Annotated in this window: 24 protein-coding genes and 1 pseudogene; 17 read left to right on the forward strand and 8 right to left on the reverse strand. The window is 62.2% G+C overall.

Features of this window, described 5'->3' with window-relative positions:
• The first annotated feature begins 24 nt into the window (after nt 1-24).
• Both CD58_RS08070 and CD58_RS08075 read left to right on the forward strand, forming a co-directional pair.
• Complete coding sequence (locus tag CD58_RS08070; protein WP_003183968.1) at nt 25-510, forward strand: chemotaxis protein CheW; 486 nt, start codon at nt 25-27, stop codon at nt 508-510.
• Complete coding sequence (locus CD58_RS08075; RefSeq protein ID WP_025212524.1) at nt 511-906, forward strand: DUF2802 domain-containing protein; 396 nt, start codon at nt 511-513, stop codon at nt 904-906. It abuts the gene before it with no gap.
• Nucleotides 907-1,147: 241 nt separating this feature from the next.
• Here the strand turns inward: CD58_RS08075 and CD58_RS08080 are convergent, their stop codons facing one another.
• Together CD58_RS08080 and CD58_RS08085 are read right to left on the reverse strand one after the other, a co-directional pair.
• Entirely contained in the window at nt 1,148-1,477 is a 330-nt protein-coding gene (locus CD58_RS08080; protein WP_025212525.1) for an EscU/YscU/HrcU family type III secretion system export apparatus switch protein, read from the reverse strand.
• A complete protein-coding gene (locus CD58_RS08085; protein WP_025212526.1) occupies nt 1,474-3,045 on the reverse strand; it encodes a flagellar hook-length control protein FliK in 1,572 nt (523 codons plus the stop codon). Before CD58_RS08085 ends, CD58_RS08080 begins: the two co-directional genes overlap by 4 nt.
• Before the next feature lie 199 nt (nt 3,046-3,244).
• Between CD58_RS08085 and ccmA the strand changes: the two genes are divergently transcribed.
• From ccmA to CD58_RS08145, 12 genes and pseudogenes are all read left to right on the forward strand, one after another.
• Complete coding sequence (gene ccmA / locus CD58_RS08090) at nt 3,245-3,880, forward strand: cytochrome c biogenesis heme-transporting ATPase CcmA (RefSeq protein WP_025212527.1); 636 nt, start codon at nt 3,245-3,247, stop codon at nt 3,878-3,880.
• Nucleotides 3,877-4,545 (forward strand): heme exporter protein CcmB, encoded by a 669-nt coding sequence (gene ccmB, locus CD58_RS08095; RefSeq protein WP_003199151.1) that lies wholly within the window; start codon nt 3,877-3,879, stop codon nt 4,543-4,545. Before ccmA ends, ccmB begins: the two co-directional genes overlap by 4 nt.
• A 94-nt stretch (nt 4,546-4,639) precedes the next feature.
• Nucleotides 4,640-5,394: pseudogene (locus CD58_RS08100) on the forward strand (heme ABC transporter permease).
• A complete protein-coding gene (gene ccmD / locus CD58_RS08105) occupies nt 5,391-5,567 on the forward strand; it encodes a heme exporter protein CcmD (protein WP_025212528.1) in 177 nt (58 codons plus the stop codon). The pseudogene CD58_RS08100 and the gene ccmD overlap by 4 nt, the downstream one beginning before the upstream one ends.
• A complete protein-coding gene (gene ccmE, locus CD58_RS08110) occupies nt 5,564-6,019 on the forward strand; it encodes a cytochrome c maturation protein CcmE (RefSeq protein ID WP_025212529.1) in 456 nt (151 codons plus the stop codon). Before ccmD ends, ccmE begins: the two co-directional genes overlap by 4 nt.
• Before the next feature lie 3 nt (nt 6,020-6,022).
• Nucleotides 6,023-8,011 (forward strand): heme lyase CcmF/NrfE family subunit, encoded by a 1,989-nt coding sequence (locus CD58_RS08115; RefSeq protein ID WP_025212530.1) that lies wholly within the window; start codon nt 6,023-6,025, stop codon nt 8,009-8,011.
• Complete coding sequence (locus tag CD58_RS08120; protein WP_025212531.1) at nt 8,008-8,544, forward strand: DsbE family thiol:disulfide interchange protein; 537 nt, start codon at nt 8,008-8,010, stop codon at nt 8,542-8,544. The genes CD58_RS08115 and CD58_RS08120 overlap by 4 nt, the downstream gene beginning before the upstream one ends.
• Nucleotides 8,541-9,014, forward strand: a complete 474-nt coding sequence (locus CD58_RS08125; RefSeq protein ID WP_014337194.1) for a cytochrome c-type biogenesis protein — start codon at nt 8,541-8,543, stop codon at nt 9,012-9,014. Before CD58_RS08120 ends, CD58_RS08125 begins: the two co-directional genes overlap by 4 nt.
• Nucleotides 9,007-10,209: a c-type cytochrome biogenesis protein CcmI gene (gene ccmI / locus CD58_RS08130; protein ID WP_025212532.1), complete on the forward strand. Its 1,203-nt coding sequence runs from the start codon at nt 9,007-9,009 to the stop codon at nt 10,207-10,209. Before CD58_RS08125 ends, ccmI begins: the two co-directional genes overlap by 8 nt.
• Before the next feature lie 14 nt (nt 10,210-10,223).
• A complete protein-coding gene (locus CD58_RS08135) occupies nt 10,224-10,631 on the forward strand; it encodes a hypothetical protein (RefSeq protein ID WP_025212533.1) in 408 nt (135 codons plus the stop codon).
• A 256-nt stretch (nt 10,632-10,887) separates the two neighbouring features.
• Nucleotides 10,888-11,763 (forward strand): polyamine aminopropyltransferase, encoded by an 876-nt coding sequence (gene speE, locus CD58_RS08140; RefSeq protein WP_025212534.1) that lies wholly within the window; start codon nt 10,888-10,890, stop codon nt 11,761-11,763.
• 411 nt (nt 11,764-12,174) lie between these two features.
• Complete coding sequence (locus CD58_RS08145; RefSeq protein WP_025212535.1) at nt 12,175-14,268, forward strand: LTA synthase family protein; 2,094 nt, start codon at nt 12,175-12,177, stop codon at nt 14,266-14,268.
• Between the two features lie 62 nt (nt 14,269-14,330).
• On the opposite strand, the gene CD58_RS29085 is transcribed toward CD58_RS08145, so the two are convergent.
• Nucleotides 14,331-14,483: a DUF3309 family protein gene (locus CD58_RS29085; protein WP_003183939.1), complete on the reverse strand. Its 153-nt coding sequence runs from the start codon at nt 14,481-14,483 to the stop codon at nt 14,331-14,333.
• Between the two features lie 320 nt (nt 14,484-14,803).
• Between CD58_RS29085 and CD58_RS08155 the strand changes: the two genes are divergently transcribed.
• From CD58_RS08155 to csrA, 3 genes are all read left to right on the forward strand, one after another.
• The gene (locus CD58_RS08155) at nt 14,804-15,619 is read left to right on the forward strand and encodes an SDR family oxidoreductase (RefSeq protein WP_025212536.1); all 816 of its coding nucleotides are present in this window, start codon (nt 14,804-14,806) and stop codon (nt 15,617-15,619) included.
• Nucleotides 15,620-15,676: 57 nt separating this feature from the next.
• A complete protein-coding gene (locus CD58_RS08160; protein ID WP_025212537.1) occupies nt 15,677-16,009 on the forward strand; it encodes a YnfA family protein in 333 nt (110 codons plus the stop codon).
• A gap of 149 nt (nt 16,010-16,158) precedes the next feature.
• The gene (csrA, locus tag CD58_RS08165; RefSeq protein WP_025212538.1) at nt 16,159-16,359 is read left to right on the forward strand and encodes a carbon storage regulator CsrA; all 201 of its coding nucleotides are present in this window, start codon (nt 16,159-16,161) and stop codon (nt 16,357-16,359) included.
• Here the strand turns inward: csrA and CD58_RS08170 are convergent.
• The 5 genes from CD58_RS08170 to mnmC all read right to left on the reverse strand — a co-directional run bounded on the left by CD58_RS08170 (nt 16,348) and on the right by mnmC (nt 23,963).
• Nucleotides 16,348-16,575 (reverse strand): YheU family protein, encoded by a 228-nt coding sequence (locus tag CD58_RS08170; RefSeq protein ID WP_025212539.1) that lies wholly within the window; start codon nt 16,573-16,575, stop codon nt 16,348-16,350. The two genes, csrA and CD58_RS08170, sit on opposite strands and share 12 nt — an antisense overlap.
• Nucleotides 16,576-16,794: 219 nt before the next feature.
• Complete coding sequence (locus tag CD58_RS08175) at nt 16,795-17,985, reverse strand: osmoprotectant NAGGN system M42 family peptidase (protein WP_025212540.1); 1,191 nt, start codon at nt 17,983-17,985, stop codon at nt 16,795-16,797.
• A gap of 201 nt (nt 17,986-18,186) precedes the next feature.
• A complete protein-coding gene (gene ngg, locus CD58_RS08180; RefSeq protein WP_025212541.1) occupies nt 18,187-19,932 on the reverse strand; it encodes an N-acetylglutaminylglutamine synthetase in 1,746 nt (581 codons plus the stop codon).
• Between the two features lie 3 nt (nt 19,933-19,935).
• A complete protein-coding gene (locus CD58_RS08185) occupies nt 19,936-21,708 on the reverse strand; it encodes an N-acetylglutaminylglutamine amidotransferase (RefSeq protein WP_025212542.1) in 1,773 nt (590 codons plus the stop codon).
• A gap of 272 nt (nt 21,709-21,980) precedes the next feature.
• Nucleotides 21,981-23,963, reverse strand: coding sequence for a bifunctional tRNA (5-methylaminomethyl-2-thiouridine)(34)-methyltransferase MnmD/FAD-dependent 5-carboxymethylaminomethyl-2-thiouridine(34) oxidoreductase MnmC (gene mnmC / locus CD58_RS08190; protein ID WP_025212543.1), 1,983 nt, complete (start codon nt 23,961-23,963; stop codon nt 21,981-21,983).
• Nucleotides 23,964-24,087 lie beyond the last annotated feature (124 nt).

Consider the following 24,087-nt stretch of genomic DNA (forward strand, 5'->3'; position numbering starts at 1 on the left):
GGCGGTTATTCGAGGGGTCAGGGTATGAATGATAAGGCGTCGTCTCTCAAGGGTTCCGAAGATCCGATTTTGCAATGGGTAACCTTCAAGCTCGATAACGAAACCTACGGCATCAACGTGATGCGCGTTCAGGAAGTGCTGCGCTATACCGAGATCGCCCCGGTACCGGGTGCCCCCAGCTACGTGCTGGGCATCATCAACCTGCGTGGTAACGTGGTGACGGTGATCGATACTCGCCAGCGTTTTGGCCTGAGCTCCACCGAGGTCAACGACAACACCCGTATCGTGATCATCGAAGCCGACAAGCAAGTGGTCGGTATCCTCGTCGACAGCGTCGCCGAAGTGGTTTACTTGCGTCAGTCGGAAATCGAAACCGCGCCTAATGTCGGTAACGAAGAGTCGGCGAAGTTCATCCAGGGTGTCTGCAACAAGAATAATGAGTTGCTGATCCTGGTTGAATTGGAAAAAATGATGAGCGAAGAAGAGTGGTCGGAACTGGAGAGTATCTGATTGATTCTTGAGGTAGCAGTCATTGTCCTGTTCCTTTTTTGGGCAGGCACGCTGGCGATGTTTGTGACCTACATACGTGGCCAGCGGCAGATCGCCGCTCAGCAGGCCCAGGGGGATGCGCTGCGCGATCAGCGCATCAGGGACCTGGCCAAACGCGTCGACGATTACCAGAACGGCACCGTGCGCATGGGCGAAGCCATCCATGAGCTGCGTGCCGTGGTCGCGCCGTTGCCGGACAAACTGGGTCAACTGGAACAGCGTGACCCTTCCACCTTGTCCTTCGCCCAGGCCGCCCGCCTGGTTGGCATGGGCGCCAGCGTCGACGAACTGACCCAAGCCTGCGGCTTGACCCAGGCCGAGGCGGAGTTGATGAGTAAGTTGCACAAGGGCGGCTAAGCGCTTTTGCCTAAATCCAGTGGGAGCGAGCTTGCTCGCGATAGCGGTGTGACAGTCAACGAAGGTGTTGAATGTGCAACCGCCTTCGCGAGCAAGCTCGCTCCCACAGGTTTTTCTGGCGAACCAATCTTTTCAGCCCAGCACCTGTGGCGAGGGGATTTATCCCCGCTCGGGTGCGCAGCAGCCGCCTAAAAATGGGGTCGCTGCGCAACCCAACGGGGATAAATCCCCTCGCCACAGATCAGTAATCGTCGCCGCGGTCGGTCACATCCTTCTCGACACTCGGCGCATTCGGGTCATGCCCCTGAGGGAATTTGCCCTTGAGGTTCCAGGCGAAGGCGATGATCTCGGCAATCGTGCGGTACAGCTCCTCCGGAATGCTGTCGCCCAATTCCATTCGGGCCAACAGCTTCACCAACTCCGCGTTTTCATAGATTGGCACTTCGTTTTCCCGGGCGATCCGCAGGATCTCCTCGGCCAGGGCTTCGTCGCCCTTGGCGGTGAGGGTCGGGGCGTGGTGGCCGTCGTACTTGAGGGCGATGGCTTGGCGGGCTTGGGTGTCGGTGCTCATGCGGTTTCATCCACCCAGCGTTGTTCCAGGCGAGTCTTGGGGCCTTGGGGCGGGGTGCCGAGGTGGCAGTCCAGGTCGCCGACGTTCAGGCCACAGGTCACGAGGCGTTCACGCAGCGCTGTCAGGTTGCTTTCGATCAGGCTTGCGGTGTACGGCCGTTCGGCCCACAACTGGCTCGACAGGCTGCCGCTGAGCAGTTGCGCCTGAACCTGCAGCGGCCCCAACGGTTCCATGTCGAATGCCAGCTCGACCCGCCAGAGTTGCTGCTTCGGCTCGCGTTCTTCCCGGCGTTCGTGTGGCTGCTCCCGGGGCGGGGTTTCCTCGCGCTGGAACTTGACCTGCAAGGGCACGATGTCCTGCAGGTTACGCATTGGGATTTCCAGTTGCCAGGTGCTCATCAGCCGACCGTCGTCGGTCAGGCCGGTCTGTTCCAGGCTCGACAGCTGATGGCTTTGCAGGCGCGACACGGCGGCGGCCGCCAGGCGCAGCAGGTGTTCCAGATCGCCTTCTTCGTCCTGGCCTTTCAACAGGCGCGAGGGCAGGGGGAAACTGGTGGGTTGTGGCTTGGCGCTGACCTGGCCGAGGGTTCCCAGGGCGTTACGCACAAAACTGGGCAGCACCTGGGCCAAGGTGTTGGCGGCGATGATGGCGGTGAGGTTGGTGGACGCGGGCAGGGCCGGCGTCAGTTGGGCGATCAGTTTCAGCAGGTCGCCTTTCATGTCCGGTGCCGGGCCCGGCGGCTGCCCAGCCAGCAATTTGCTTTCCAGAAACGCGCCGCTGGCGATCATGGCCTGGGCCAACCCCTTGGGCGTGCTCAGTTGCTGGACATCCGGCAGGCCCGCCAACAGGCGCGTCACCGCTGCGCGTAGCTCGACGCCGGTTTCGTCGGTGGTCGGCAGGCTTTGCAGGACGGTGATCAGGCTTTCCAGCGAGCCCTGTCGGCTCATTTGCGTGACCAACTGCTGGCTCACCGCCAACTGCTCCTGGCGGTTGCTCAATGGAATGAATTTCAACGTCTGGGCATCTTGCACCTGGGCACTCAGCAGCGTGCCGATGCGCAGCGGTTGCGGGCTGTCGATGTCCAGGGTACTGCCGGCCTGGGCGGTGTTGAGCAGACTCACCAACGAGCGATACACCGCCGGCTGCCCCGGCAACTGCGGCAGGGCCTGGCTGGTGAGTACCTTGCCTTGCAACAGGGTGCCGACCGGCAACTGTGCGGTGTCGATCCGGGTCAGGGTGGCGATGCTGGAAGCGACAGCCTGCTGCACGGTGACAGCCAGGTTGCTGGCGGACGGTTGGGTCACGGCCAGGCTGGTGCCTTGTGGCAACGGCTGGGTGCTGGTGGCCTGCACGGTGGTCTGGCGGCCGCTCTCCAGGGTGACCTTGAGCAACAGCTGGAAGGTCTGGTCGGCTTGCTTGAGCGACAGCACTTCAGCCTGGGCGGTCTGGCCGGAGCCGATCAGGCCTTCGACCGGCGTCAGCAGCTTGAGCAGCTCGCCGGTGACTGCGGGCATACGAGTCGTTGCCGTGGCCTGGGGCAGCGGCGCAATGTTCATGTCGCCTGTCATCTACGGTACTAACCTTCGGGAAATAAGCCCTCTTTAGAGTAGGGCATCACATGTATAATGCCGCCCGTCTTTCCGGGAGTGGCGAAAACCTTGCAATTGTTTGACGCAGCTCTGTGGAACAGGCCGTCAAAGCATCTATGCTGCACCTCTTTAACGGCCGCTGCACCGCCGACTTGAACCGTATAAGGCCCGCGATCCCTTGACCAGTCCTCTCCTGCAAACCGTTGGCCTCGCTTGTGAGCGAGACTTGCGGCTGCTTTTCGAAAATCTCGAATTGAGACTTTCCAGTGGCGATATGGTGCAGATCAGTGGTCCCAACGGCAGCGGCAAGACCAGCCTGTTGCGCCTGGTGGCCGGGTTAATGCAGCCGACCGCCGGCCAAGTGTTGCTCAATGGCCAGCCCTTGCAGAGCCAGCGCAGCGAACTGGCCCGCAACCTGCTCTGGATCGGTCATGCCGCCGGTATCAAGGATTTGTTGACCCCCGAAGAAAACCTCAGCTGGCTCTGTGCGCTGCATCGGCCGGTCGGGCGCGAGGCGATCTGGCAGGCGTTGGCGACCGTAGGGTTGCGTGGTTTCGAAGACGTGCCCTGCCACACTCTGTCCGCCGGTCAGCAGCGCCGCGTGGCCCTGGCCCGGTTGTATCTGGACAGCCCGCCGCTCTGGATACTCGACGAGCCATTTACCGCCCTGGACAAGCAGGGTGTGGCCCAACTTGAAGAACACTTGGCCCGCCACTGCGAAAAGGGCGGTATGGTGCTGTTGACCACCCACCACACGCTGGCCCGGATGCCGTCCGGTTATCGCAACATTGATCTGGGGAACTGGGCCGTATGAGTGTGTTTGGCCTGTTGCTTGCCCGCGAGGCGCGCCTGTTGTTCCGCCGCCCGGCCGAACTGGCCAACCCGCTGGTGTTCTTCGCGATCGTCATTGCGCTGTTCCCGCTGGCGGTCGGTCCTGAGACTCAATTGTTGCAAACCTTGTCGCCAGGGTTGGTCTGGGTGGCAGCGCTTTTATCGGTCCTGCTCTCTCTGGACGGGCTTTTCCGCAGTGATTTCGAAGACGGTTCCCTGGAACAGTGGGTCCTTTCGTCGCACCCCCTGGCCCTTCTGGTTTTGGCCAAGGTACTGGCACACTGGGTTTTCTCCGGACTGGCGCTGGTGCTGCTCTCGCCACTGCTGGCAATGATGCTGGGATTGCCCGGCGCGTGCATGCCCGTGTTGCTGGTGTCGTTGCTGCTGGGCACGCCGGTGCTGAGCCTGCTCGGTGCGGTGGGCGCGGCGTTGACGGTGGGATTGAAGCGCGGCGGCCTGTTGCTGGCCCTGCTGATTCTGCCGTTGTATATCCCGGTGTTGATCCTCGGCAGTGGCGCCTTGCAGGCGGCGCTGCAAGGCATGCCGGCAACCGGTTATCTATTGTGGCTTGGCAGCCTGACCGCCCTGGCGATAACCCTGACACCCTTTGCAATAGCCGCTGGCCTGAAGATCAGCGTCGGCGAATAATAATGACGCCTGGTCAAGAATTGACCACTTCTGCGGAAGTAAAGGCAGACCCGGCGGTTCGTGATGGCGAGCCGCAACCGTGATGGAAACAGCAATGAACTGGACCTGGTTTCATAAGCTCGGCTCACCCAAGTGGTTCTACGGCATCAGCGGCAGACTGCTGCCCTGGTTGAGCCTCTTCGCTCTGCTGCTGATCGGCTCCGGCGTGGTCTGGGGCCTGGCCTTCGCGCCCCCGGACTACCAGCAAGGCAACAGCTTTCGCATCATTTACATACACGTTCCCACGGCGATGCTGGCCCAGTCCGTCTACGTGATGCTGGCCGTGTGCGGTGTGGTCGGGCTGGTGTGGAAGATGAAGCTGGCCGACGTGGCCCTGCAATGCGCCGCCCCGTCGGTGCCTGGATGACCGCCGTGGCGCTGGTCACCGGCGCGATCTGGGGCAAGCCGACCTGGGGCTCATGGTGGGTCTGGGATGCCCGACTGACGTCGATGTTGATCCTGCTGTTCCTGTACTTCGGTCTTATTGCGCTGGGCAACGCCATCAGTAATCGTGACAGCGCCGCCAAGGCCTGCGCGGTGCTGGCGATTGTCGGCGTGATCAACATCCCGATCATCAAATATTCGGTGGAGTGGTGGAATACCCTGCACCAGGGCGCGACCTTCACCCTCACGGAAAAACCGGCGATGCCGGTGGAAATGTGGCTGCCGCTGTTGCTTACCGTATTGGGTTTCTACTGTTTCTTCGGCGCGGTGCTATTGCTGCGCATGCGCCTGGAAGTGCTCAAGCGCGAATCCCGGGCCAGCTGGGTCAAGGCCGAAGTACAGAACAGCCTGGAGATCGCTCGATGAGTTTCGCTTCATTCGGCGATTTCCTCGCCATGGGTCATCATGGCCTGTATGTCTGGTCAGCCTATGGCATTTGCCTGGCGGTGCTGGCCCTCAACGTGGCGGTGCCGATCGTGGCCCGCAAGCGGTATCTGCAACAAGAGGCGCGTCGTCTGCGCCGGGAGAACGGTCAGTGAATCCGCTGCGCAAAAAACGTCTTGTCATCATTCTTGCGATCCTGGTGGGTGTCGGTGCCGCGGTCGGCCTGGCCCTGAGCGCCCTGCAGCAGAACATCAACCTGTTTTACACCCCGACCCAGATCGCCAATGGCGAAGCGCCCAAGGACACGCGTATCCGCGCCGGTGGCATGGTGGAGAAGGGCTCGTTGGTGCGGTCCGGGGATTCCCTGGACGTGAAATTCAACGTCACCGATTTCAGCAAGACCGTGACCATCAGCTATCGCGGCATCCTCCCGGACCTGTTCCGCGAAGGGCAAGGCATCGTCGCCCTGGGCAAGCTCAATGCCGATGGCGTGGTGGTGGCCGATGAAGTGCTGGCCAAGCACGACGAGAAATACATGCCGCCGGAAGTGACCAAGGCTTTGAAAGACAGCGGCCAGTCGGCGCCCGCTCCCGTGAAGGAGGGTTGATCGATGACTGCTGGCATTTTTATTCCCGAGTTGGGCCACCTGGCGATGATCCTGGCCTTGTGCTTTTCCCTGGTGCAGGCCGTGGTGCCGCTGCTCGGTGCCTGGCGCGGCGACCGTCTGTGGATGAGCCTGGCCCAGCCAGCGGCGTGGGGGCAGTTCGCCTTTATGCTGTTTGCCTTCGGTTGCCTGACCTATGCCTTCATGGCCGATGATTTTTCCGTGAAGTACGTCGCCAGCAACTCCAACAGCGCCTTGCCCTGGTATTACAAGTTCAGCGCGGTGTGGGGCGCCCATGAAGGCTCGCTGTTGCTCTGGGCGTTGATCCTCGCCGGCTGGACCTTGGCGGTCTCGGTGTTCTCCCGGCAGTTGCCCCAGGTGATGCTGGCCCGCGTGCTGGCGGTGATGGGCATGATCAGCACCGGTTTCCTGCTGTTTTTGATCGTCACCTCCAATCCGTTCGAGCGCATCCTGCCTCAGATGCCGATGGATGGCCGCGACCTCAATCCCTTGCTGCAGGACATCGGCCTGATCGTTCACCCGCCGATGCTCTACATGGGCTACGTCGGCTTCTCCGTGGCCTTCGCCTTTGCCATTGCCGCGTTGCTGGGCGGTCGTCTCGATGCTGCGTGGGCGCGCTGGTCGCGCCCGTGGACCATCGTCGCCTGGGCCTTCCTCGGCGTCGGCATCACCTTGGGCTCATGGTGGGCCTACTACGAACTCGGCTGGGGCGGCTGGTGGTTCTGGGACCCGGTGGAAAACGCCTCTTTCATGCCCTGGCTGGTGGGCACTGCGCTGATTCACTCCTTGGCGGTCACGGAAAAACGTGGCGTGTTCAAGAGCTGGACCGTGCTGCTGGCCATCGCGGCATTCTCGCTGAGCCTGTTGGGAACCTTCCTGGTGCGTTCCGGCGTACTCACTTCGGTGCATGCCTTTGCGTCTGATCCCGAGCGCGGGGTGTTCATCCTGATGTTCCTGATGTTCGTGGTGGGCGGTTCGCTGACGTTGTTCGCCCTGCGCGCGCCCGTGGTGAAGAGCCAGGTCGGCTTCAACCTCTGGTCCCGGGAAACCCTGCTGCTGGGCAATAACCTGGTGCTGGTGGTGGCCGCCTCGATGATTCTCCTGGGCACCCTCTACCCGCTGGTGCTCGACGCGTTGTCCGGGGCCAAGCTGTCGGTGGGCCCGCCGTACTTCAACGCGTTGTTCATTCCACTGATGGCGATCCTGATGGTGGTGATGGCAATCGGTATGCTGGTGCGCTGGAAAGACACCCCGGTCAAGTGGTTGCTGGGCATGTTGACCCCGGTGCTGTTGGGCACCGCCGCCCTGGCCGTGGTGGCTGGCGTGGCCTATGGCGATTTCAACTGGGCAGTGCTGGCAACGTTCGTGCTGGCGGCCTGGGTGTTGCTGGCCGGCGTACGGGATATCTTCGACAAGACCCGTCACAAAGGCCTGATCAAGGGCCTGCCCACCCTGACCCGAAGCTACTGGGGCATGCAGATCGCCCACCTGGGCATCGCCGTCTGCGCCATGGGCGTGGTGCTGTCCAGCCAGAACAGCGCCGAGCGCGACCTGCGCCTGGCACCGGGAGAATCCATGGACTTGGGCGGCTATCAGTTCGTTTTCGAGGGCGCCAAACATTTTGAAGGCCCGAACTTCACCTCCGACAAAGGCACCGTGCGGGTCATTCGCGACGGCCGGGAAGTGACCGTATTACACCCGGAAAAACGCCTCTACACCGTGCAGAACTCGGTGATGACCGAAGCCGGGATCGATGCCGGTTTCACCCGCGACCTCTACGTGGCGCTGGGTGAGTCCCTGGGCGACGGCGCCTGGGCGGTGCGGGTCCACGTCAAGCCGTTCGTGCGCTGGATCTGGTTCGGTGGCCTGCTCACCGGCCTGGGTGGGGTGTTGGCGGCGCTGGATCGGCGCTATCGAGTCAAGGTGAAAACCCGGGTGCGTGAGACCCTGGGCATGACGGGAGCCGCTGCATGAAGCGTTGGTTGATGCTGGTCCCGTTGGCGCTGTTTCTGTTGATGGCGGTGTTTTTGTACCGGGGGCTTTACCTGAACCCGAGCGAGCTGCCATCGGCGATGATCGGCAAGCCGTTCCCGGAGTTTTCCCTGCTCTCGGTGCAAGGCGACAAAACCCTGACCCGTGCCGACCTGTTGGGTAAGCCGGCGCTGGTCAACGTGTGGGGCACCTGGTGCATTTCCTGCCGGGTCGAGCACCCGGTGCTGAATAAACTGGCCCAGAACGGCGTGGTGATCTACGGCGTCAATTACAAGGACGTCAACGCCGATGCCTTGAAGTGGCTGGCCGAGTTCCACAATCCGTATCAACTGGACATTCGCGATGAAGAGGGCTCCCTGGGCCTGAACCTGGGTGTCTATGGCGCGCCGGAGACGTTCTTCATCGACGCCAAGGGCATTATCCGCGACAAGTTCGTCGGCGTGATCGACGAGCAGGTCTGGCGCGAGAAACTGGCCGCCAAGTACCAGGCACTGGTGGACGAGGCCAAGCCATGAAGCGCTGGTTAGCGGCCGCCATCCTCGGGTTAAGCCTCGTCGGTGTGGCTCACGCCGCCATCGACACCTACGAATTCGCCAACGACGGCGAGCGCGAGCGCTTTCGCGAGTTGACCAAGGAACTGCGCTGCCCCAAGTGCCAGAACCAGGACATCGCCGACTCCAACGCACCGATTGCCGCCGACCTGCGCAAGGAGATCTTCCGCATGCTCGGCGAGGGCAAGGACAACCAGCAGATCATCGATTTCATGGTGGATCGCTACGGTGAGTTCGTGCGCTACAACCCGGCGCTATCCTCCAAGACCGCGCTGCTCTGGTTCGGTCCCGCCGGGCTGTTGCTCGGTGGTTTCGTTGTCATCGCGGTGATCGTGCGTCGCCGCCGGGTCCAGCGCACAGCGGCCCCGGATACGCTTTCTGTCGAAGAGCGCCAGCGCCTCGACCAACTGTTGGATAAAACCAAGCATGATTGATTTCTGGCTCGCCGCAGGTCTGCTTCTTCTGGTTGCCCTGAGTTTTCTGTTGATCCCTGTACTGCGCGGTCGTCGCGCCCAGCTGGAGGAGGACCGCACCGCGCTCAATGTGGCGTTGTATGAGGAACGCGTCGCCGAGTTGCAGACCGAGCGGGAGGAGGGCGTGCTCAACGCGGCGCAACTGGACACCGGTCGCGCTGAAGCCGCCCGTGAACTGCTCGCGGACACCGAGGGCGCCGATGTGCCACGGGAGTCGCGGCTGGGCAAGCCGTTGCCGTTGCTCGCCGCTGTGCTGGTGCCCTTGTTGGGCCTGGGGCTGTATCTGCATTTCGGCGCCAGCGACAAGGTCGAATTGACCCGTGAATTCGCCCAGGCGCCGCAGTCGATGGAAGAAATGACCCTGCGCCTGGAACGTGCGGTGGCGGCGCAGCCGGATAACGCCGAGGGTTTGTATTTTCTCGGCCGTACCTACATGGCCCAGGATCGGCCCGCCGATGCAGCGAAGACCTTCGAGCGCACCGTGGCGGTGGCCGGGCGACAGCCCGAGCTGCTGGGGCAATGGGCCCAGGCGCAGTATTTTGCCGATGGCAAGAAATGGTCGGACAAGGTCCAGGCCCTGACCGATGAAGCGTTGAAACTCGATCCGAAGGAAGTCACCAGCCTCGGCCTGTTGGGCATTGCCGCGTTCGAAGGCGAGCGCTACCAGGAGGCGATCGATTACTGGGGGCGTCTGCTGGCGCAACTGCCGGAAGGTGACAAATCTCGTGACGCACTGCAGGGCGGTATCACCCGGGCCACCGAGAAGCTTCAGGCCAGTGGCGGCAAGGTCGCCCAGGCCCCGGTGGCCAAGGCTACCGCATTGCTCAAGGTGCGCGTCGAGCTGGCGCCGGCCCTCAAGGCCAAGGTGCAGCCGGGCGACACTGTGTTCATCTTCGCCCGCGCCGCTTCCGGCCCGCCGGCGCCGCTGGCGGCCAAGCGCATGACCGTTGCCGATCTGCCCGCCACGGTGGAGTTGGGTGACGCGGACGCGATGATGCCGCAGCTGAAACTGTCGAACTTCCCTGAAGTCCAACTGGTGGCGCGCATCTCGCGGGCCGGTCAACCGACCGCCGGCGAGTGGATCGGCCGCAGCCAGCCCCTGGCGAGCAGCACCACGGCGCAGCAACAACTGACCATCGACAGCCCGGACAAATAACAGGAATTCGCACCATGACCGCCATCGCTCGTATCACCCTGCTCACCCTCGTCCTGGGCTTGAGCGCTTGTGCGGTCCAGCGCCCGCCGGAGCCTTCGGCGCCGCTGCCACCCATTCCACCTTCGGGCCCGACCACCAAGCCGGCCCCTTCGACTCCGCCGGGCAAGCCTGTTACCCCGAACAAGCCGGCCAAACCGGTGCCTCGCACCTCCGCCAGTTTCGCCCCGCCGCCAGGTGGCAACAGTCATTGGGATGCCAAGCTTGGGGTCTATGTGCTGGATAACCAGCCCAACACCTTCTATCGCCAGCGCACCTACTACCGTTGGAACAATGGCTGGAGCCGCTCTGTCAGCCCGAACGGTCCGTGGGAAGAAACCACCATCGAAGGCGTACCGGGTGGGTTGGGGCGGCAGTTTCACTAACAAGGGGTGATGAGCCCTTGTGGCGAGGGAGCTTGCTCCCGCTGGGGCGCGCAGCGGCCCCAATCCTAGCCAGTTACCCAGTTGGTTCAGAGTGAACCCATAGAGGGGGCCGCTTCGCAGCCCAGCGGGAGCAAGCTCCCTCGCCACAGGGACCGAGTTCGGCAGTCAAGGTTCGACCTGTCATGTCCGTCGTCGTAGAATGCGCGCCTTTGCGAGCCTTCATCGGCCAACCGCGTATTTATCGGAGCACCTGACCATGACGACTACCCCGACCGGCGACTACCTGGAAACCCTCTACGAAGGCTACGGCCAGCGCTTTCGCATGGACAAGCTGCTGCACGAAGTGCGCACCGAGCACCAGCACCTGGTGATCTTCGAGAACCCGCGCATGGGCCGGGTGATGGCGCTGGACGGTGTGATCCAGACCACCGAAGCCGACGAGTTCATCTACCACGAGATGCTGACCCACGTGCCTATCCTCGCCCACGGCGCGGCCAAGCGGGTGCTGATCATCGGTGGCGGCGACGGCGGCATGTTGCGTGAAGTGACCAAACACGTCGGCGTCGAGCACATCACCATGGTGGAAATCGACGGCACCGTGGTGGACATGTGCAAAACGTTCCTGCCCAACCACTCCAAGGGGGCCTACGACGACCCGCGCCTGAACCTGGTGATCGACGACGGCATGCGGTTCGTCTCCACCACCCAGGAGAAATTCGACGTCATCATTTCCGACTCCACCGACCCGATCGGCCCCGGTGAAGTGTTGTTTTCGGAGAACTTCTACCAGGCCTGCCATCGCTGCCTGAACGAAGGCGGCATCCTGGTGACCCAGAACGGCACGCCGTTCATGCAACTGGGCGAAGTACAGACCACTGCCGGACGCCTGCGTGGCCTGTTTGCCGATTGGCATTTCTACCAGGCCGCCGTGCCGACCTACATCGGCGGCGCCATGACTTTTGCCTGGGGCTCGACCGACACGGCCTATCGCAAGCTGTCCCGCGAGACCCTGCGCGAGCGGTTCATCGGCAGCGGCATCGTCACCCGTTACTACAACCCCGAGGTTCACATCGGTGCGTTCGCCATGCCGCAATACGTGTTGCAGGCGATCAACAAGCCAAGTAACGACTGACTTTTTGCTGTGGCAAGGAAGCTCATGTGGCGCAGAGCCTATGTGGCGAGGGAGCTTGCTCCCGCTGGGTCGCGCAGCGGCCCCAAACCCTGGACAGCTACGCAGTTGTTTCTGAGTGGACCCAGGGAGGGGGCCGCTACGCAGCCCAGCGGGAGCAAGCTCCCTCGCCACAACAGTGCCCAGCTTGAATGAGTGGGTACTTTTGTGTTTCCAGATGTTCATTGGACAAATTTTTCACAAAACCTTGCGGACAATCTCCCGCGCTCTATCGCCGGCGGTTATTTAATGGCAATGCCTTAGCCGTTCGTGCAACATTTGCGCTCTCGCGCAAGCCCCGGGGCCGGCATTGGCCAACAGAGGGTGCGCCGTTGTTCTTTTTGTCACTTCAACTCCAATAGGTCCTCAAACGACATGGCAATTCCTGACGCCCTGAGTCAGCAGCGCACCACGCATCGCCTGCTGCAACCGACCGTCAAATCGCACCTGGCCTACACGTTGCTTTGTGCCCTGGTGATGATGGTCATGTTCAGCCTGCTGCGCGTGGCGCTGCTGGTCTATAACCGCGAAATGATCCTCGACACCCCGGCGGCGACCTTCATTGAAGCGTTCTCCAATGGTCTGCGTTTCGACTTGCGCCTGGTGGTCTACCTCAGCATTCCGTTGCTGCTGGCATTGTTCAGCGCCCGGGCCATGGCGGCCCGCGGTTTCTTTCGTCTCTGGCTGACCGTCACCTCCAGCATCGCGCTGTTCCTGGGCCTGATGGAGATGGACTTCTACCGTGAATTTCACCAGCGCCTCAACGGCCTGGTCTTCCAGTATGTGAAGGAAGACCCGAAAACCGTGATGAGCATGCTCTGGTACGGTTTCCCGGTGGTGCGTTACCTGCTGGCTTGGGTCGGCGGTACGCTCATCCTGAGCCTGGCGTTCAAGGGCGCCGACCGCGCTACTCGCCCGCGCGGGCCTTTCAGCGGCGGCAGTATCGGTACGCGCCAGATCGCCCCGTGGTACGGCCGTGTGGCGGTGTTCATGGTTTGCCTGCTGGTCGCAGTGGCTGCCGCCCGTGGCACCCTGCGCCAAGGGCCGCCCCTGCGTTGGGGTGACGTCTACACCACCGATTCGAACTTCGCCAACCAGTTGGGGCTCAACGGTACGTTGTCGCTGGTGGCGGCGGCCAAGAGCCGGATGTCCGAAGACCGTGACAACATCTGGAAGGCTACCCTCGAGCAGCCGTTGGCACAACAGACCGTGCGCGACATGCTGGTGATGCCCGACGACAAACTGGTGGACACCGAGACTGCCGCCGTGCGCCGCGACTACACGCCACCGGCCGACAAGACCCTGCCCATCAAGAACGTGGTCGTGATCCTCATGGAAAGCATGGCCGGCCACTCGGTGGGCGCCTTGGGTGCGCCTGGCAACATCACGCCTTACCTGGACAAGCTGTCCAAGGAAGGGCTGTTGTTCGACCGCTTCTTCTCCAACGGTACCCACACCCACCAGGGCATGTTCGCCACCATGGCGTGCTTCCCGAACCTCCCGGGTTTCGAATACCTGATGCAGACCCCGGAAGGCAGCCACAAGCTGTCGGGCTTGCCGCAATTGCTCAGTCCACGCGGCTTTGATGACGTGTATGTCTACAACGGCGATTTCGCCTGGGACAACCAGTCCGGCTTCTTCAGCAGCCAGGGCATGACCACGTTCATCGGGCGTAACGATTTCGTGAACCCGGTGTTCTCCGATCCGACCTGGGGCGTGTCCGACCAGGACATGTTCGACCGTGGCCTGATCGAGCTCAAGGCCCGGGAAAACGGCAAGCCGTTCTATGCCTTGCTGCAAACCCTGTCCAACCACACGCCGTACGCACTGCCGACCCCGCTGCCAGTGGAGCGGGTCACCGACCGTGGCAGCCTGAACGAACACCTGACCGCCATGCGCTACTCCGATTGGGCGCTGGGGCAGTTCTTCGAGAAAGCACGCAAGGAGCCTTACTTCAAGGAAACGCTGTTTGTCGTGGTCGGCGATCATGGTTTCGGTAACGAACGCCAGATCAGCGAAATGGACTTGGGCCGCTTCAATGTACCGATGTTGCTGATCGGTCCGGGCGTCCAGGAAAAGTTCGGCCAGCGCAGCCACACCGTGGGGACCCAGGTCGATATCGTTCCGACCATCATGGGCCGCATCGGCGGCCAGGTGCGTAACCAGTGCTGGGGCCGCGACCTGTTGAACCTGCCCGAAGGCGACACGGGTTTTGGTGTGATCAAACCGTCGGGCAGTGACCAGACCACCGCGATCCTTCATGGGGACACTGTCCTGGTGCTGCCGAGGGAAAAGGACATGGCGCCGAAGATGTACCGCTATGAACTGGGTGCCAACCCGCATGCGGAAATCATCCCGGACGCACCGGAGTTCGCGCAGATGAAACTCAAGCTTGAATCATTCCTGCAGACCGCCACCAAAAGCCTGTTGGACAACACCGCCGGCGTGGTTGACGGCAAGCCGGACTGAGGTTCGGCGAGCATAAAAAAAGAGGCCTGGAGAGGCCTCTTTTTTTTTGCTCGCTTAGTGGTTTATATCTTGCCCAGTAATAGCAGGACCAACAGCACCACCAACACTACACCGATGATACCGGATGGACCGTAACCCCAACTTCTGGAGTGCGGGAAGACCGGCAGGCCACCGATCAGCAGGAGGATCAGGATAATGATGAGTATTGTGCCCATTGTTGATTTCCTTATTGGTCAGTTCTGGAGTGATGCAACTTTCAACTACCAGCACGCATGCGTTAAATCCGGGCGGCTTAATATGTCCGACCGTAACGTCCTGTAAAAAATTCAAAGTTTTTTAGTGCTTGAAGAGGCCCTGCTTATCGCGGTTTGTGAAGAGGGGGTTTTCCCCGTTCGGCATGACCCACAAAAAGCATTTCTCAATCAAAACTTCCTACGGTTTGCCCCCGCCATTCAGCACTCTGATGGAGCGTGGGTCCGGCCAGGTCCTTCGCTACACTCGGCCCATCTCTCCCGGAACAACAAGGCTGTTTCCTATGCAAAATCGCATGATGATCACCGGTGCCGGCTCTGGCCTGGGTCGCGAAATCGCGCTGCGCTGGGCCCGTGAAGGTTGGCGCCTGGCCCTGTCGGATGTCAGTGAACCTGGCCTTAAGGAAACCCTCAAGTTGGTGCGAGAAGCCGGAGGCGAGGGCTTCGTCCAGCGTTGCGATGTGCGCGACTACAGCCAACTGACCGCGTTCGCCCAAGCCTGTGAAGAGAAGTTTGGCGGCATCGACATTATCGTCAACAACGCCGGCGTGGCTTCGGGCGGGTTCTTCAGCGAACTCTCCCTGGAAGATTGGGACTGGCAGATTGCGATTAACCTGATGGGCGTGGTGAAGGGCTGCAAGGCGTTCTTGCCGCTATTGGAGAAAAGCCGGGGCAAGATCATCAACATCGCCTCTATGGCAGCCTTGATGCAGGGGCCGGCCATGAGCAACTACAACGTGGCCAAGGCTGGGGTCGTAGCATTGTCGGAGAGCCTCCTGGTCGAGCTGGCACAGCAGGAGATCGGCGTTCACGTGGTATGCCCGTCGTTCTTCCAGACCAATCTGCTGGACTCCTTCCGTGGCCCGACCCCGGCCATGAAAGCCCAGGTGGGCAAATTGCTGGAAAGCTCACCGATCAGCGCCGCCGACATCGCCGACTACATCTACCAGCAGGTCGCCGAGGGCCAGTTCATGATCCTGCCCCATGAGCAGGGCCGGATGGCGTGGGCGGTCAAGCAAAAGAACCCGCAGTTGCTGTACGACGAAATGACCGTCATGGCCGACAAGATGCGCGCCAAGGCTCGACAGAACCCGAGTTGACCTGGGTGCCCGGTGTCCTCAGGATGGCGCCACTCGGCCTTCCTGATGGACATTCCCATGCTCAATTACCTGTGGTTCTTACTCGCCGCGCTATTTGAAATCGCCGGTTGCTATGCCTTCTGGATGTGGCTGCGCCAGGGCAAGAGCGCTTGGTGGATCGCCCCGGCGCTGCTTAGCCTCACGCTGTTCGCGCTGTTGCTGACTCGCATCGAAGCCACCTACGCCGGTCGCGCCTACGCCGCCTACGGTGGTATCTATATCATTGCTTCGATCGGCTGGCTGGCGGTGATTGAACGCGTGCGGCCGCTGGGTTCCGACTGGATCGGTGTAGCGCTCTGTGTGCTGGGGGCCAGTGTGATTCTGTTCGGCCCGCGGTTCTCGGCCTCTTGAAAAAAAGCGGTTCGACAAGGTTTTGCAGGAAGTTTCCTTCAGTCGGCAGAGCTTTGCTTGTAGGGGCTTACTGAATTCTTGCGCCTGCCTTGAGAACACGAAACAGGCCGGGCATGGTCAAGGTCCAGACAATCTTAAGGATAAGAACCATGCTTGTACTAAGCCGCGCAGTGGGTGAGTTGATTTCCATCGGAGATGATATTTCCGTCCGGGTGCTGTCGGTCAGCGGCAGCACCGTGCGTTTTGGCGTGGAGGCGCCTCGTCATATCGATGTTCATCGCTTTGAGATTTACGAAAAGATCCAGAGAAAAAAAGCCAACGCCGCTCGCAAGGCGTGTTCAGTCGAATAGATGCTTGGGCACATCGTGCTTGAGCATCAGTTGACACTGCTCGCTGTCGGGGTCGAAGACGATCAGCGCCTGGCCTTTGGTCAAGGCCTGTCTGACCCGCAATACCCGCGTTTCCAGGGGCGTGTCGTCGCCATTGTCGGTGCCGTCGCGGGTCACGAAATCCTCGATCAGGCGGGTGAGCGTGTCGACTTCGAGTTGGTCGTGGGGAATCAGCATGGTGTACCTCGGCTAGACAATAGCGCGATGCTACGGCCAATGGGCTTTTGCGGCTAGCCTGTGGTCTTTCGGTCACTGCACATCCTTGTGGGAGCGGGCTTGCTCGCGAAAGCGGTGGGTCAGTTTGTATCAACGCTGCATGTACCGACGCCTTCGCGAGCAAGCCCGCTCCCACAGTTGGATTGCGATACACCCGCGCGAGCCATGTTGTTAGCTGGATCAGCTATCCGACCGCTGCCCAATCAAGCTGTCCACCGACGGCACCCGGGTATCGCTTTCCATCTGCGTATCGTGTTCGATCTGGTGACTGAAGCGGTCCAGCGAACCCTGGGCCGGTTGCGCGTCGCTGGCGAACACCGGTGGGCTGAGGATGTAGGCGCCGAGCAAGCGGCTGAGGGCGGCCAGGCTGTCGATGTGGGTGCGTTCGTAGCCGTGGGTGGCGTCGCAGCCAAAGGCGAGCAGGGCGGTGCGGATGTCGTGGCCGGCGGTGACGGCCGAATGGGCGTCGCTGAAGTAGTAGCGGAACAGGTCACGGCGGGCCGGCAGATCGTTCTCCTTGGCCAGTTTCAGCAAGTGCCGCGACAGATGATAGTCGTAGGGGCCACCGGAGTCCTGCATGGCCACGCTGACCGTGTGTTCGCTTGAGTGCTGGCCGGGTGCGACTGGCGCGATGTCGATGCCGACGAACTCACTGACGTCCCAAGGCAGCGCGGCTGCCGCACCACTGCCGGTTTCCTCGGTGATGGTGAACAACGGGTGACAGTCGATCAGCAGCTCTTCGCCACTGTCGACAATCGCCTTGAGCGCCGCCAGCAGCGCCGCGACCCCGGCCTTGTCGTCCAGGTGCCGGGCGCTGATGTGGCCGCTTTCGGTGAACTCCGGCAAGGGATCGAAGGCCACGTAATCGCCGATGCCGACACCCAGGGTTTCGCAATCGGCGCGGGTGGCGCAGTAAGCGTCCAGGCGCAGTTCGATGTGGTCCCAACTGATGGGCATTTCATCCACCGCGGTGTTGAACGCGTGCCCGGACGCCATCAACGGCAGGACGCTGCCACGAATCACCCCGGTGTCGGTGAACAGGCTGACCCGGCTGCCCTCGGCAAACCGACTGGACCAGCAACCCACCGGGGCCAGGGTCAGGCGACCGTTGTCCTTGATGGCTCGCACGGAGGCGCCGATGGTGTCCAAGTGGGCAGACACGGCTCGGTCGGGGCTGCTCTTGCGGCCCTTGAGGGTGGCGCGGATCGTGCCGCGCCGGGTCATTTCAAAAGGAATGCCCAGCTCTTCGAGCCGCTCGGCGACGTAGCGCACGATGGTGTCGGTGAAGCCGGTAGGGCTGGGAATCGCGAGCATTTCCAGCAGGACTTTTTGTAGGTATTCGAGATTCGGTTCTGGAATTTTGCTGATCATGGAAACTCCTGATGGGTTGAGCACATCGATGGTTTCGATGAGAGTGTCCGACTGTTGAATGATGGTGCCTGAACTGGCCTCATCGCGAGCAAGCTCGCTCCCACAGAGGTCCTACGGTGAACACAAAATGTGTAAACACCAGAAACCCCATGTGGGAGCGAGCTTGCTCGCGATGGGGGCTGTTCAGGCACTACACCTCTACTAGGCCACCGCCTGGCTATGGGGAAACAACAGATCCACAAAGCGTTCGGCGGTGGGTTGCGGTTCGTGGTTGGCCAGGCCGGCGCGTTCGTTGGCTTCGATGAACACGTACTCGGGCTGATCGGCCGCTGGCACCAGCAAGTCGAGGCCGACCATGGGGATGTCCAGCGCCCGGGCGGCGCGTACCGCCGCGTCGGCGAGGGTGGGATGAAGGATCCCCGTGACATCTTCCAGGACACCGCCGGTATGAAGGTTCGCCGTACGCCTTACAAACAGGTGTTTCCCGGCCGGCAGGACGCTGTCGTAGTCAAACCCCGCTGCACTCAGCGTGCGTTGGGTCTCGGCGTCCATCGGGATCTTGCTTTCCCCGCCCGTGGCGGCTTGTCGTCGGCGGCTCTGGGCTTCGATCAGTGCGCCGATGGTGTGCTGGCCATCGCCGATCACCTCCGCCGGACGGCGTATCGCGGCGGCCACCACTTCGAAGCCGATCACCAGGATTCGCAGGTCGAGCCCTTCATGGAAGCTCTCCAACAACACCCGGCTGTCAAACTGCCGGGCCGCTTCGATGGCGCTCTGCACTTCTTCAATCGTACGCAAATCCACCGCCACGCCTTGGCCCTGTTCACCGTCCAGCGGCTTGACCACCACTCGCTCGTGCTCATCGAGAAACGCCAGGTTGTCGTCGGCATTACCCACCAGTTGCTGGGCCGGCAGGTTCAGGCCGGCGTTTTTCAGCACCTTATGGGTCAGGCTTTTGTCCTGGCACAAGGTCATGCTGATAGCGCTGGTCAGGTCGCTCAAGGATTCGCGGCAACGCACCCGCCGGCTGCCGTGGACCAAGGTGAATAACCCGGCCTCGGCGTCGTCCACCTGCACTTCGATGCCCCGACGGTGCGCTTCCTCGACAATGATTCGCGCATACGGGTTGAACGACGCCTCGGGTCCAGGCCCCAGGAACAGCGGCTGGTTAATACCGTTCTTGCGCTTGATGGCGAAGGTCGACAGGTTGCGGAAACCGAGTTTGGCGTAGAGGTTTTTCGCCAGCCGATTGTCGTGCAGGACCGAGAGGTCGAGGTAACTCAAGCCACGGCTCATGAAGTGCTCGACGAGATGGCGCACCAGCACTTCGCCAACGCCGGGGCGTGAACATTGCGGATCCACGGCCAGGCACCAAAGGCTGCTGCCGTTTTCCGGATCGTTGAAGGCTTTCTGGTGGTTCAGGCCCATGACGCTGCCGATCACCGCGCCAGTGTCGTCATCTTCGGCCAGCCAGTACACCGGGCCACCCTCATGTCGAGGGGTCAAACGGTGCGGGTCGATGGGCAACATGCCTCGGGCCTGGTACAGCTGGTTGATGGCTTGCCAGTCGGCCTCGTTCTGGGCCCGGCGAATCCGAAAACCGCGAAACACCCGCGTGGCCTGGCGATAGTCGCTGAACCACAGGCGCAAGGTGTCGGACGGATCGAGGAACAGTTGCGCCGGTTCCAGCCCCAGCACTTGCTGGGGCGCGGCGACGTACAAGGCAATGTCCCGTTCGCCGGGCTGTTCGTTGAGCAGTTCCTGGGCCAGGCTCGCCGGGTCCGGGAAGGTGTGACCGATCAGCAATCGGCCCCAGCCGCAACGCACCGCGATCGGGTCCGCGCCCAATGCGCTGCCATCTTCGGCCAGGCGTGCCTGCAGGCGCTCATAGGACGGCGCCTGGCCGCGCAGAAGGCGTTGGTTGTGAACGGTTGCATTAGGTTTCATCAATCAGATTCCTTGCTCGCTGAGCCACAGGTTCAGCGCCGCCAGTTGCCACAGCCGCGAGCCGCGCAACGGCGTGAGCTGGCCGTTGGGGTCGGTCAGCAGGCGGTCGAGCATGGCCGGGTTGAACAGGCCGCGATCCTGGCTCGGATCCAGCAGCAGTTCGCGGACCCAGGCCAGGGTATTGCCTTCCAGGTGCTTGAGGCCCGGCACCGGGAAATAGCCTTTCTTGCGGTCGATGACCTCGCTGGGTATCACCCGCCGGGCGGCCTCCTTGAGGACCTGCTTGCCACCGTCGGGCAGCTTGAATTTCGCCGGGACCCGCGCCGAGAGTTCCACCAGCCGATAGTCGAGGAACGGCGTACGCGCTTCCAGGCCCCAGGCCATGGTCATGTTGTCGACGCGCTTGACCGGGTCGTCCACCAGCATCACCGTGCTGTCCAGGCGCAGCGCCTTGTCCACGGCAGCATCGGCCCCCGGTTGGGCGAAATGCTCCTTGACGAAGTCACCGGCGGCATCGTTGGCGGTCAGCCATTTAGGCTGCACGGTGGCGGCATATTCTTCGTAGCTGCGATCGAAGAAAGCGGCGCGATAGGCCGCGTATGGATCGCTGGCGCCGTCCACCTGCGGATACCAGTGATAGCCGGCGAATAGCTCGTCGGCGCCCTGGCCGCTTTGCACCACTTTGCAGTGCTTGGCCACTTCCCGGGACAACAAGTAGAAGGCGATGCAGTCGTGGCTGACCATCGGCTCGCTCATGGCACGAAACGCCGCTGGCAATTGCTCGATGATTTCTTTTTCGTCGATGCGCAATTGGTGATGGCGGGTGCCGTAGTGTTTGGCGATCAGGTCCGAATACTGGAATTCGTCACCGCGTTCGCCGCCGGCATCCTGGAAACCGATTGAAAAGGTCGACAGGTCCTCGACACCCACTTCCCGCAACAGCCCCACCAGCATGCTCGAATCCACGCCGCCGGACAGCAGCACACCCACATCCACGGCGGCGCGCTGACGAATGGCAACGGCTTCGCGAGTGCTGTCGAGCACGCGGTCGATCCAGTCTTCCAGGTTCAGGTTCTGTTCATCGGCCCGTGGGCCGTAGGGCAGCGTCCACCAGGTTTTCTGCTCGGTGGTACCGTCGGCTTCGATCCGCATCCAGGTGGCGGGTGGCAGTTTTTCAACGCCGGCCAGCAGGGTGCGTGGTGCCGGGACCACCGCATGGAAATTCAGGTAATGATTGAGGGCCACCGGGTCGAGCATCGGGCTGATGTCACCGCCCTTGAGCAGCGCCGGCAATGCTGAGGCGAAGCGCAAGCGTTGGCCGGTGCGCGACAGGTACAGCGGCTTGACGCCGAGGCGATCGCGGGCGATGAACAACCGCTTGGCATCGCGTTCCCAGATGGCGAAGGCGAACATGCCGTTGAGCTTGGGCAACAGCGCTTCGCCCCAGGCGTGGTAGCCCTTGAGCAGCACTTCGGTGTCGCCACCGGAATAGAAGGCGTAGCCCAGGCCTTCGAGCTCGGCGCGCAGTTCCGGGTAGTTGTAGATCGCGCCGTTGAAGGCCAGTGACAGGCCCAACTGATTGTCGACCATGGGTTGGGCCGAACCGTCGGACAGGTCCATGATTTTCAGGCGTCGATGGCCCAGGGCAATCGGGCCCTGGCTATGAAAACCCCACGCGTCAGGGCCGCGAGGGGCCAAGTGATGGGTAATTCGCTCTACGGCCGCAAGGTCCGCAGGTTGTTGATCGAAACGTAACTCACCAGCTAATCCGCACATAAGTCCTTACCGGTTTTTCCGTTGGGGAGGGGTCAAGCTGCACGCGCCGACATGGCGGGTACCCTGAAACTGACCGAGGGGATGGCTGTGAGTTTTAGATCGATGCGTTATAAGCAGGCGGGTGGGGTTGGGTTGAATGTTGCGCGGCCCCTTGTGGGAGCGAGCTTGCTCGCGATAGCGGTGGATCAGTTGGCCTCTGAGTTGACTGACACACTGCTATCGCGAGCAAGCTCGCTCCCACAGGGTTTGTGGCATGTCTCAAGAAGTCGGTGCTAAGCCTTCCCCCGAATCAACCCGCGTAACGCAAACCGGTTCGGATGGCAGGCCTCAGCCACGCTTCGGGGCAGTGGCAGGGGTTCGTTATCCAGCCAGGCGGCGATCAGTTCGCCCGACAGCGGCGCGGTGATCAGGCCCCGGGAGCCGTGGCCGCTGTTGATGTACAGGCCATCGAACCACGGGCAGGGGCTGTCCGGCACTTGGCGAGCGTCCTTGCGCAGGGCCGAATATGCTTCGATGAATGCCTGGCTGTCAGCCAACGGGCCGACAATCGGCAGGTAATCCGGGCTGGTGCAACGGAATGCCGCACGGCCTTCGAGGTGGTGCGGATCCAGCTCGCTGGCGTTGAGGCGATCCACCAGGTCCAGGGAGATTTCTTCCAGCATCTGCAGGTTGCCGGCGTGCTCGGCGGCGGTAGGGGTCAGGTCGTCGCTCTTGAAATCGAAACTGGCGCCCAGGGTGTGCTCGCCCAGTCGCGGTGGGGCCACGTAGCCTTCGGCGCACACCACGGTCGTCAGGTCCTGGCTGCGGACGGTCTGGGGCAGACGGGTGATCTGCCCGCGAATGCGCTTGAGCGGCAAGTCGGCGGCCGGTTCGAAACGTTTGATTTCGGCGGCGCTGGCGAGGATCACCACGGGCGCGCTGGCCAGGCAACGTTCGCCGTCCCAGGCCTGCCATTGCTCGTCGACCCGGCGCAGTTGCAGCACTTCATGATGGGGCTGCACGTCAATCGCCGGCCCCGAGGCTTGCCAGCGACACAGCGCCGGGGGATGGACCCAGCCGCCTTCGGGATAGAACAAACCGCCACAGGCCAGGCCGATGCCGGCCCGTGACTCGGCCTGTGGCTGATCGAGCGAATGCAGCAAGTCTTGTGGAAATGCCTCGGCCAGCTGCGCCTGGCGCTCGGCTTCCTTGGGGTTGAAGGCCAGTTGCAAGACTCCGCAAGCGTCCCAGTCAACGCCGCGTTGCAGCTGCTCCAGCACGCGCCGGGTGTAGCCGAAACCGCTGAGGATCATCTGCGACAACGCCGTGCCGTGGGCCGAAAGCTTGAGGTACAGCACGCCCTGGGGGTTGCCGGAGGCTTCCTCGGCCAATCCGGCATGACGTTCCAGCAGCGTCACCTGCCAGCCCCGTGCGGCGAGGCTCGCCGCGCTGGCGCAACCGGCCAGGCCGCCGCCGATCACCAGTGCCCGGCGCTCGCCGGTCAACGGAGCGGGGCGCGCGTACCAGGGTTTCGCCGTGAGCGGCGCCGGTACCTGCTCCGGCCAGCCGAGAAATACACCGCGCAGGATTTCCCATTTGTGGCCGATGCCCGGCGTGCGCTTCATCTTGAAACCCGCCGCGTTCAACAACCGCCGCACCCAACCGGTGCTGGTGAAGGTGCTGAGGGTGGCGCCGGGCGCCGCCAGCCGTGCCAACTCGGCGAACAATTCGGCGGTCCACATCTCGGGGTTCCTGGCCGGCGCAAAGCCGTCCAGAAACCAAGCGTCGACTTGCCCATCCAACTGCGGCAACTGCTCCAGGGCATCGCCGATCAACAAGGTCAGCGTCACCCGTCCATCCGCCAACGTCAGGCGCTGGAAACCCTGGTGGATCGCGACGTACTGCTCAAGCAATTGATCCGCCTGAAGGGCCAGCTGCGGCCATAGCGCCAGGGCCCGGCGCAGGTCCTGTGGGCTCAAGGGGTATTTCTCGACACTGACAAAATGCAGCCGCGCCCGGGCTGGGGCGCATTGCTCGAACAGCTGCCAGGCGCAGAGGAAGTTCAAGCCGGTGCCGAACCCGGTTTCGCCAATCACCAGTCGTCCGTCCTCCGGCAGCGCAGCAAAGCGCTCGGCCAGGTTGTTCTGCTCAAGGAACACGTAACGGGTTTCTTCCAGGCCCGACTGGTCGGAAAAGTACACGTCGTCGAACACCCGCGAACGCGGGCGACCCTGGTCATCCCAGTCGAGTTGGGCGTGGTGCTGTGCGGGTGTCATGGCAGGCTCGGTCGAAACAAGGTGGCCATTCTAGCCGATCGGTATCCGCTTGCTTGACCCATCGCAATAGAGCGCTGTTCTGGATGGAATCTGCTGCACCAGGCTGCGTCCAATCCGCTAGTCT

This window comes from Pseudomonas brassicacearum, assembly GCF_000585995.1.
Taxonomy (GTDB): domain Bacteria; phylum Pseudomonadota; class Gammaproteobacteria; order Pseudomonadales; family Pseudomonadaceae; genus Aquipseudomonas; species Aquipseudomonas brassicacearum_A.

Coding starts and splice junctions, on each gene's coding strand:
- CD58_RS08070 (WP_003183968.1), top strand. CDS start 25: ATGAATGATAAGGCGTCGTCTCTCAAGGGTTCCGAAGATCCGATTTTG.
- CD58_RS08080 (WP_025212525.1), bottom strand. CDS start 1,477: ATGAGCACCGACACCCAAGCCCGCCAAGCCATCGCCCTCAAGTACGAC.
- CD58_RS08085 (WP_025212526.1), bottom strand. CDS start 3,045: ATGACAGGCGACATGAACATTGCGCCGCTGCCCCAGGCCACGGCAACG.
- ccmB (WP_003199151.1), top strand. CDS start 3,877: ATGAGTGTGTTTGGCCTGTTGCTTGCCCGCGAGGCGCGCCTGTTGTTC.
- ccmD (WP_025212528.1), top strand. CDS start 5,391: ATGAGTTTCGCTTCATTCGGCGATTTCCTCGCCATGGGTCATCATGGC.
- CD58_RS08115 (WP_025212530.1), top strand. CDS start 6,023: ATGACTGCTGGCATTTTTATTCCCGAGTTGGGCCACCTGGCGATGATC.
- CD58_RS08120 (WP_025212531.1), top strand. CDS start 8,008: ATGAAGCGTTGGTTGATGCTGGTCCCGTTGGCGCTGTTTCTGTTGATG.
- CD58_RS08125 (WP_014337194.1), top strand. CDS start 8,541: ATGAAGCGCTGGTTAGCGGCCGCCATCCTCGGGTTAAGCCTCGTCGGT.
- ccmI (WP_025212532.1), top strand. CDS start 9,007: ATGATTGATTTCTGGCTCGCCGCAGGTCTGCTTCTTCTGGTTGCCCTG.
- CD58_RS08135 (WP_025212533.1), top strand. CDS start 10,224: ATGACCGCCATCGCTCGTATCACCCTGCTCACCCTCGTCCTGGGCTTG.
- speE (WP_025212534.1), top strand. CDS start 10,888: ATGACGACTACCCCGACCGGCGACTACCTGGAAACCCTCTACGAAGGC.
- CD58_RS08145 (WP_025212535.1), top strand. CDS start 12,175: ATGGCAATTCCTGACGCCCTGAGTCAGCAGCGCACCACGCATCGCCTG.
- CD58_RS29085 (WP_003183939.1), bottom strand. CDS start 14,483: ATGGGCACAATACTCATCATTATCCTGATCCTCCTGCTGATCGGTGGC.
- CD58_RS08155 (WP_025212536.1), top strand. CDS start 14,804: ATGCAAAATCGCATGATGATCACCGGTGCCGGCTCTGGCCTGGGTCGC.
- CD58_RS08160 (WP_025212537.1), top strand. CDS start 15,677: ATGCTCAATTACCTGTGGTTCTTACTCGCCGCGCTATTTGAAATCGCC.
- csrA (WP_025212538.1), top strand. CDS start 16,159: ATGCTTGTACTAAGCCGCGCAGTGGGTGAGTTGATTTCCATCGGAGAT.
- CD58_RS08170 (WP_025212539.1), bottom strand. CDS start 16,575: ATGCTGATTCCCCACGACCAACTCGAAGTCGACACGCTCACCCGCCTG.
- CD58_RS08175 (WP_025212540.1), bottom strand. CDS start 17,985: ATGATCAGCAAAATTCCAGAACCGAATCTCGAATACCTACAAAAAGTC.
- ngg (WP_025212541.1), bottom strand. CDS start 19,932: ATGAAACCTAATGCAACCGTTCACAACCAACGCCTTCTGCGCGGCCAG.
- CD58_RS08185 (WP_025212542.1), bottom strand. CDS start 21,708: ATGTGCGGATTAGCTGGTGAGTTACGTTTCGATCAACAACCTGCGGAC.
- mnmC (WP_025212543.1), bottom strand. CDS start 23,963: ATGACACCCGCACAGCACCACGCCCAACTCGACTGGGATGACCAGGGT.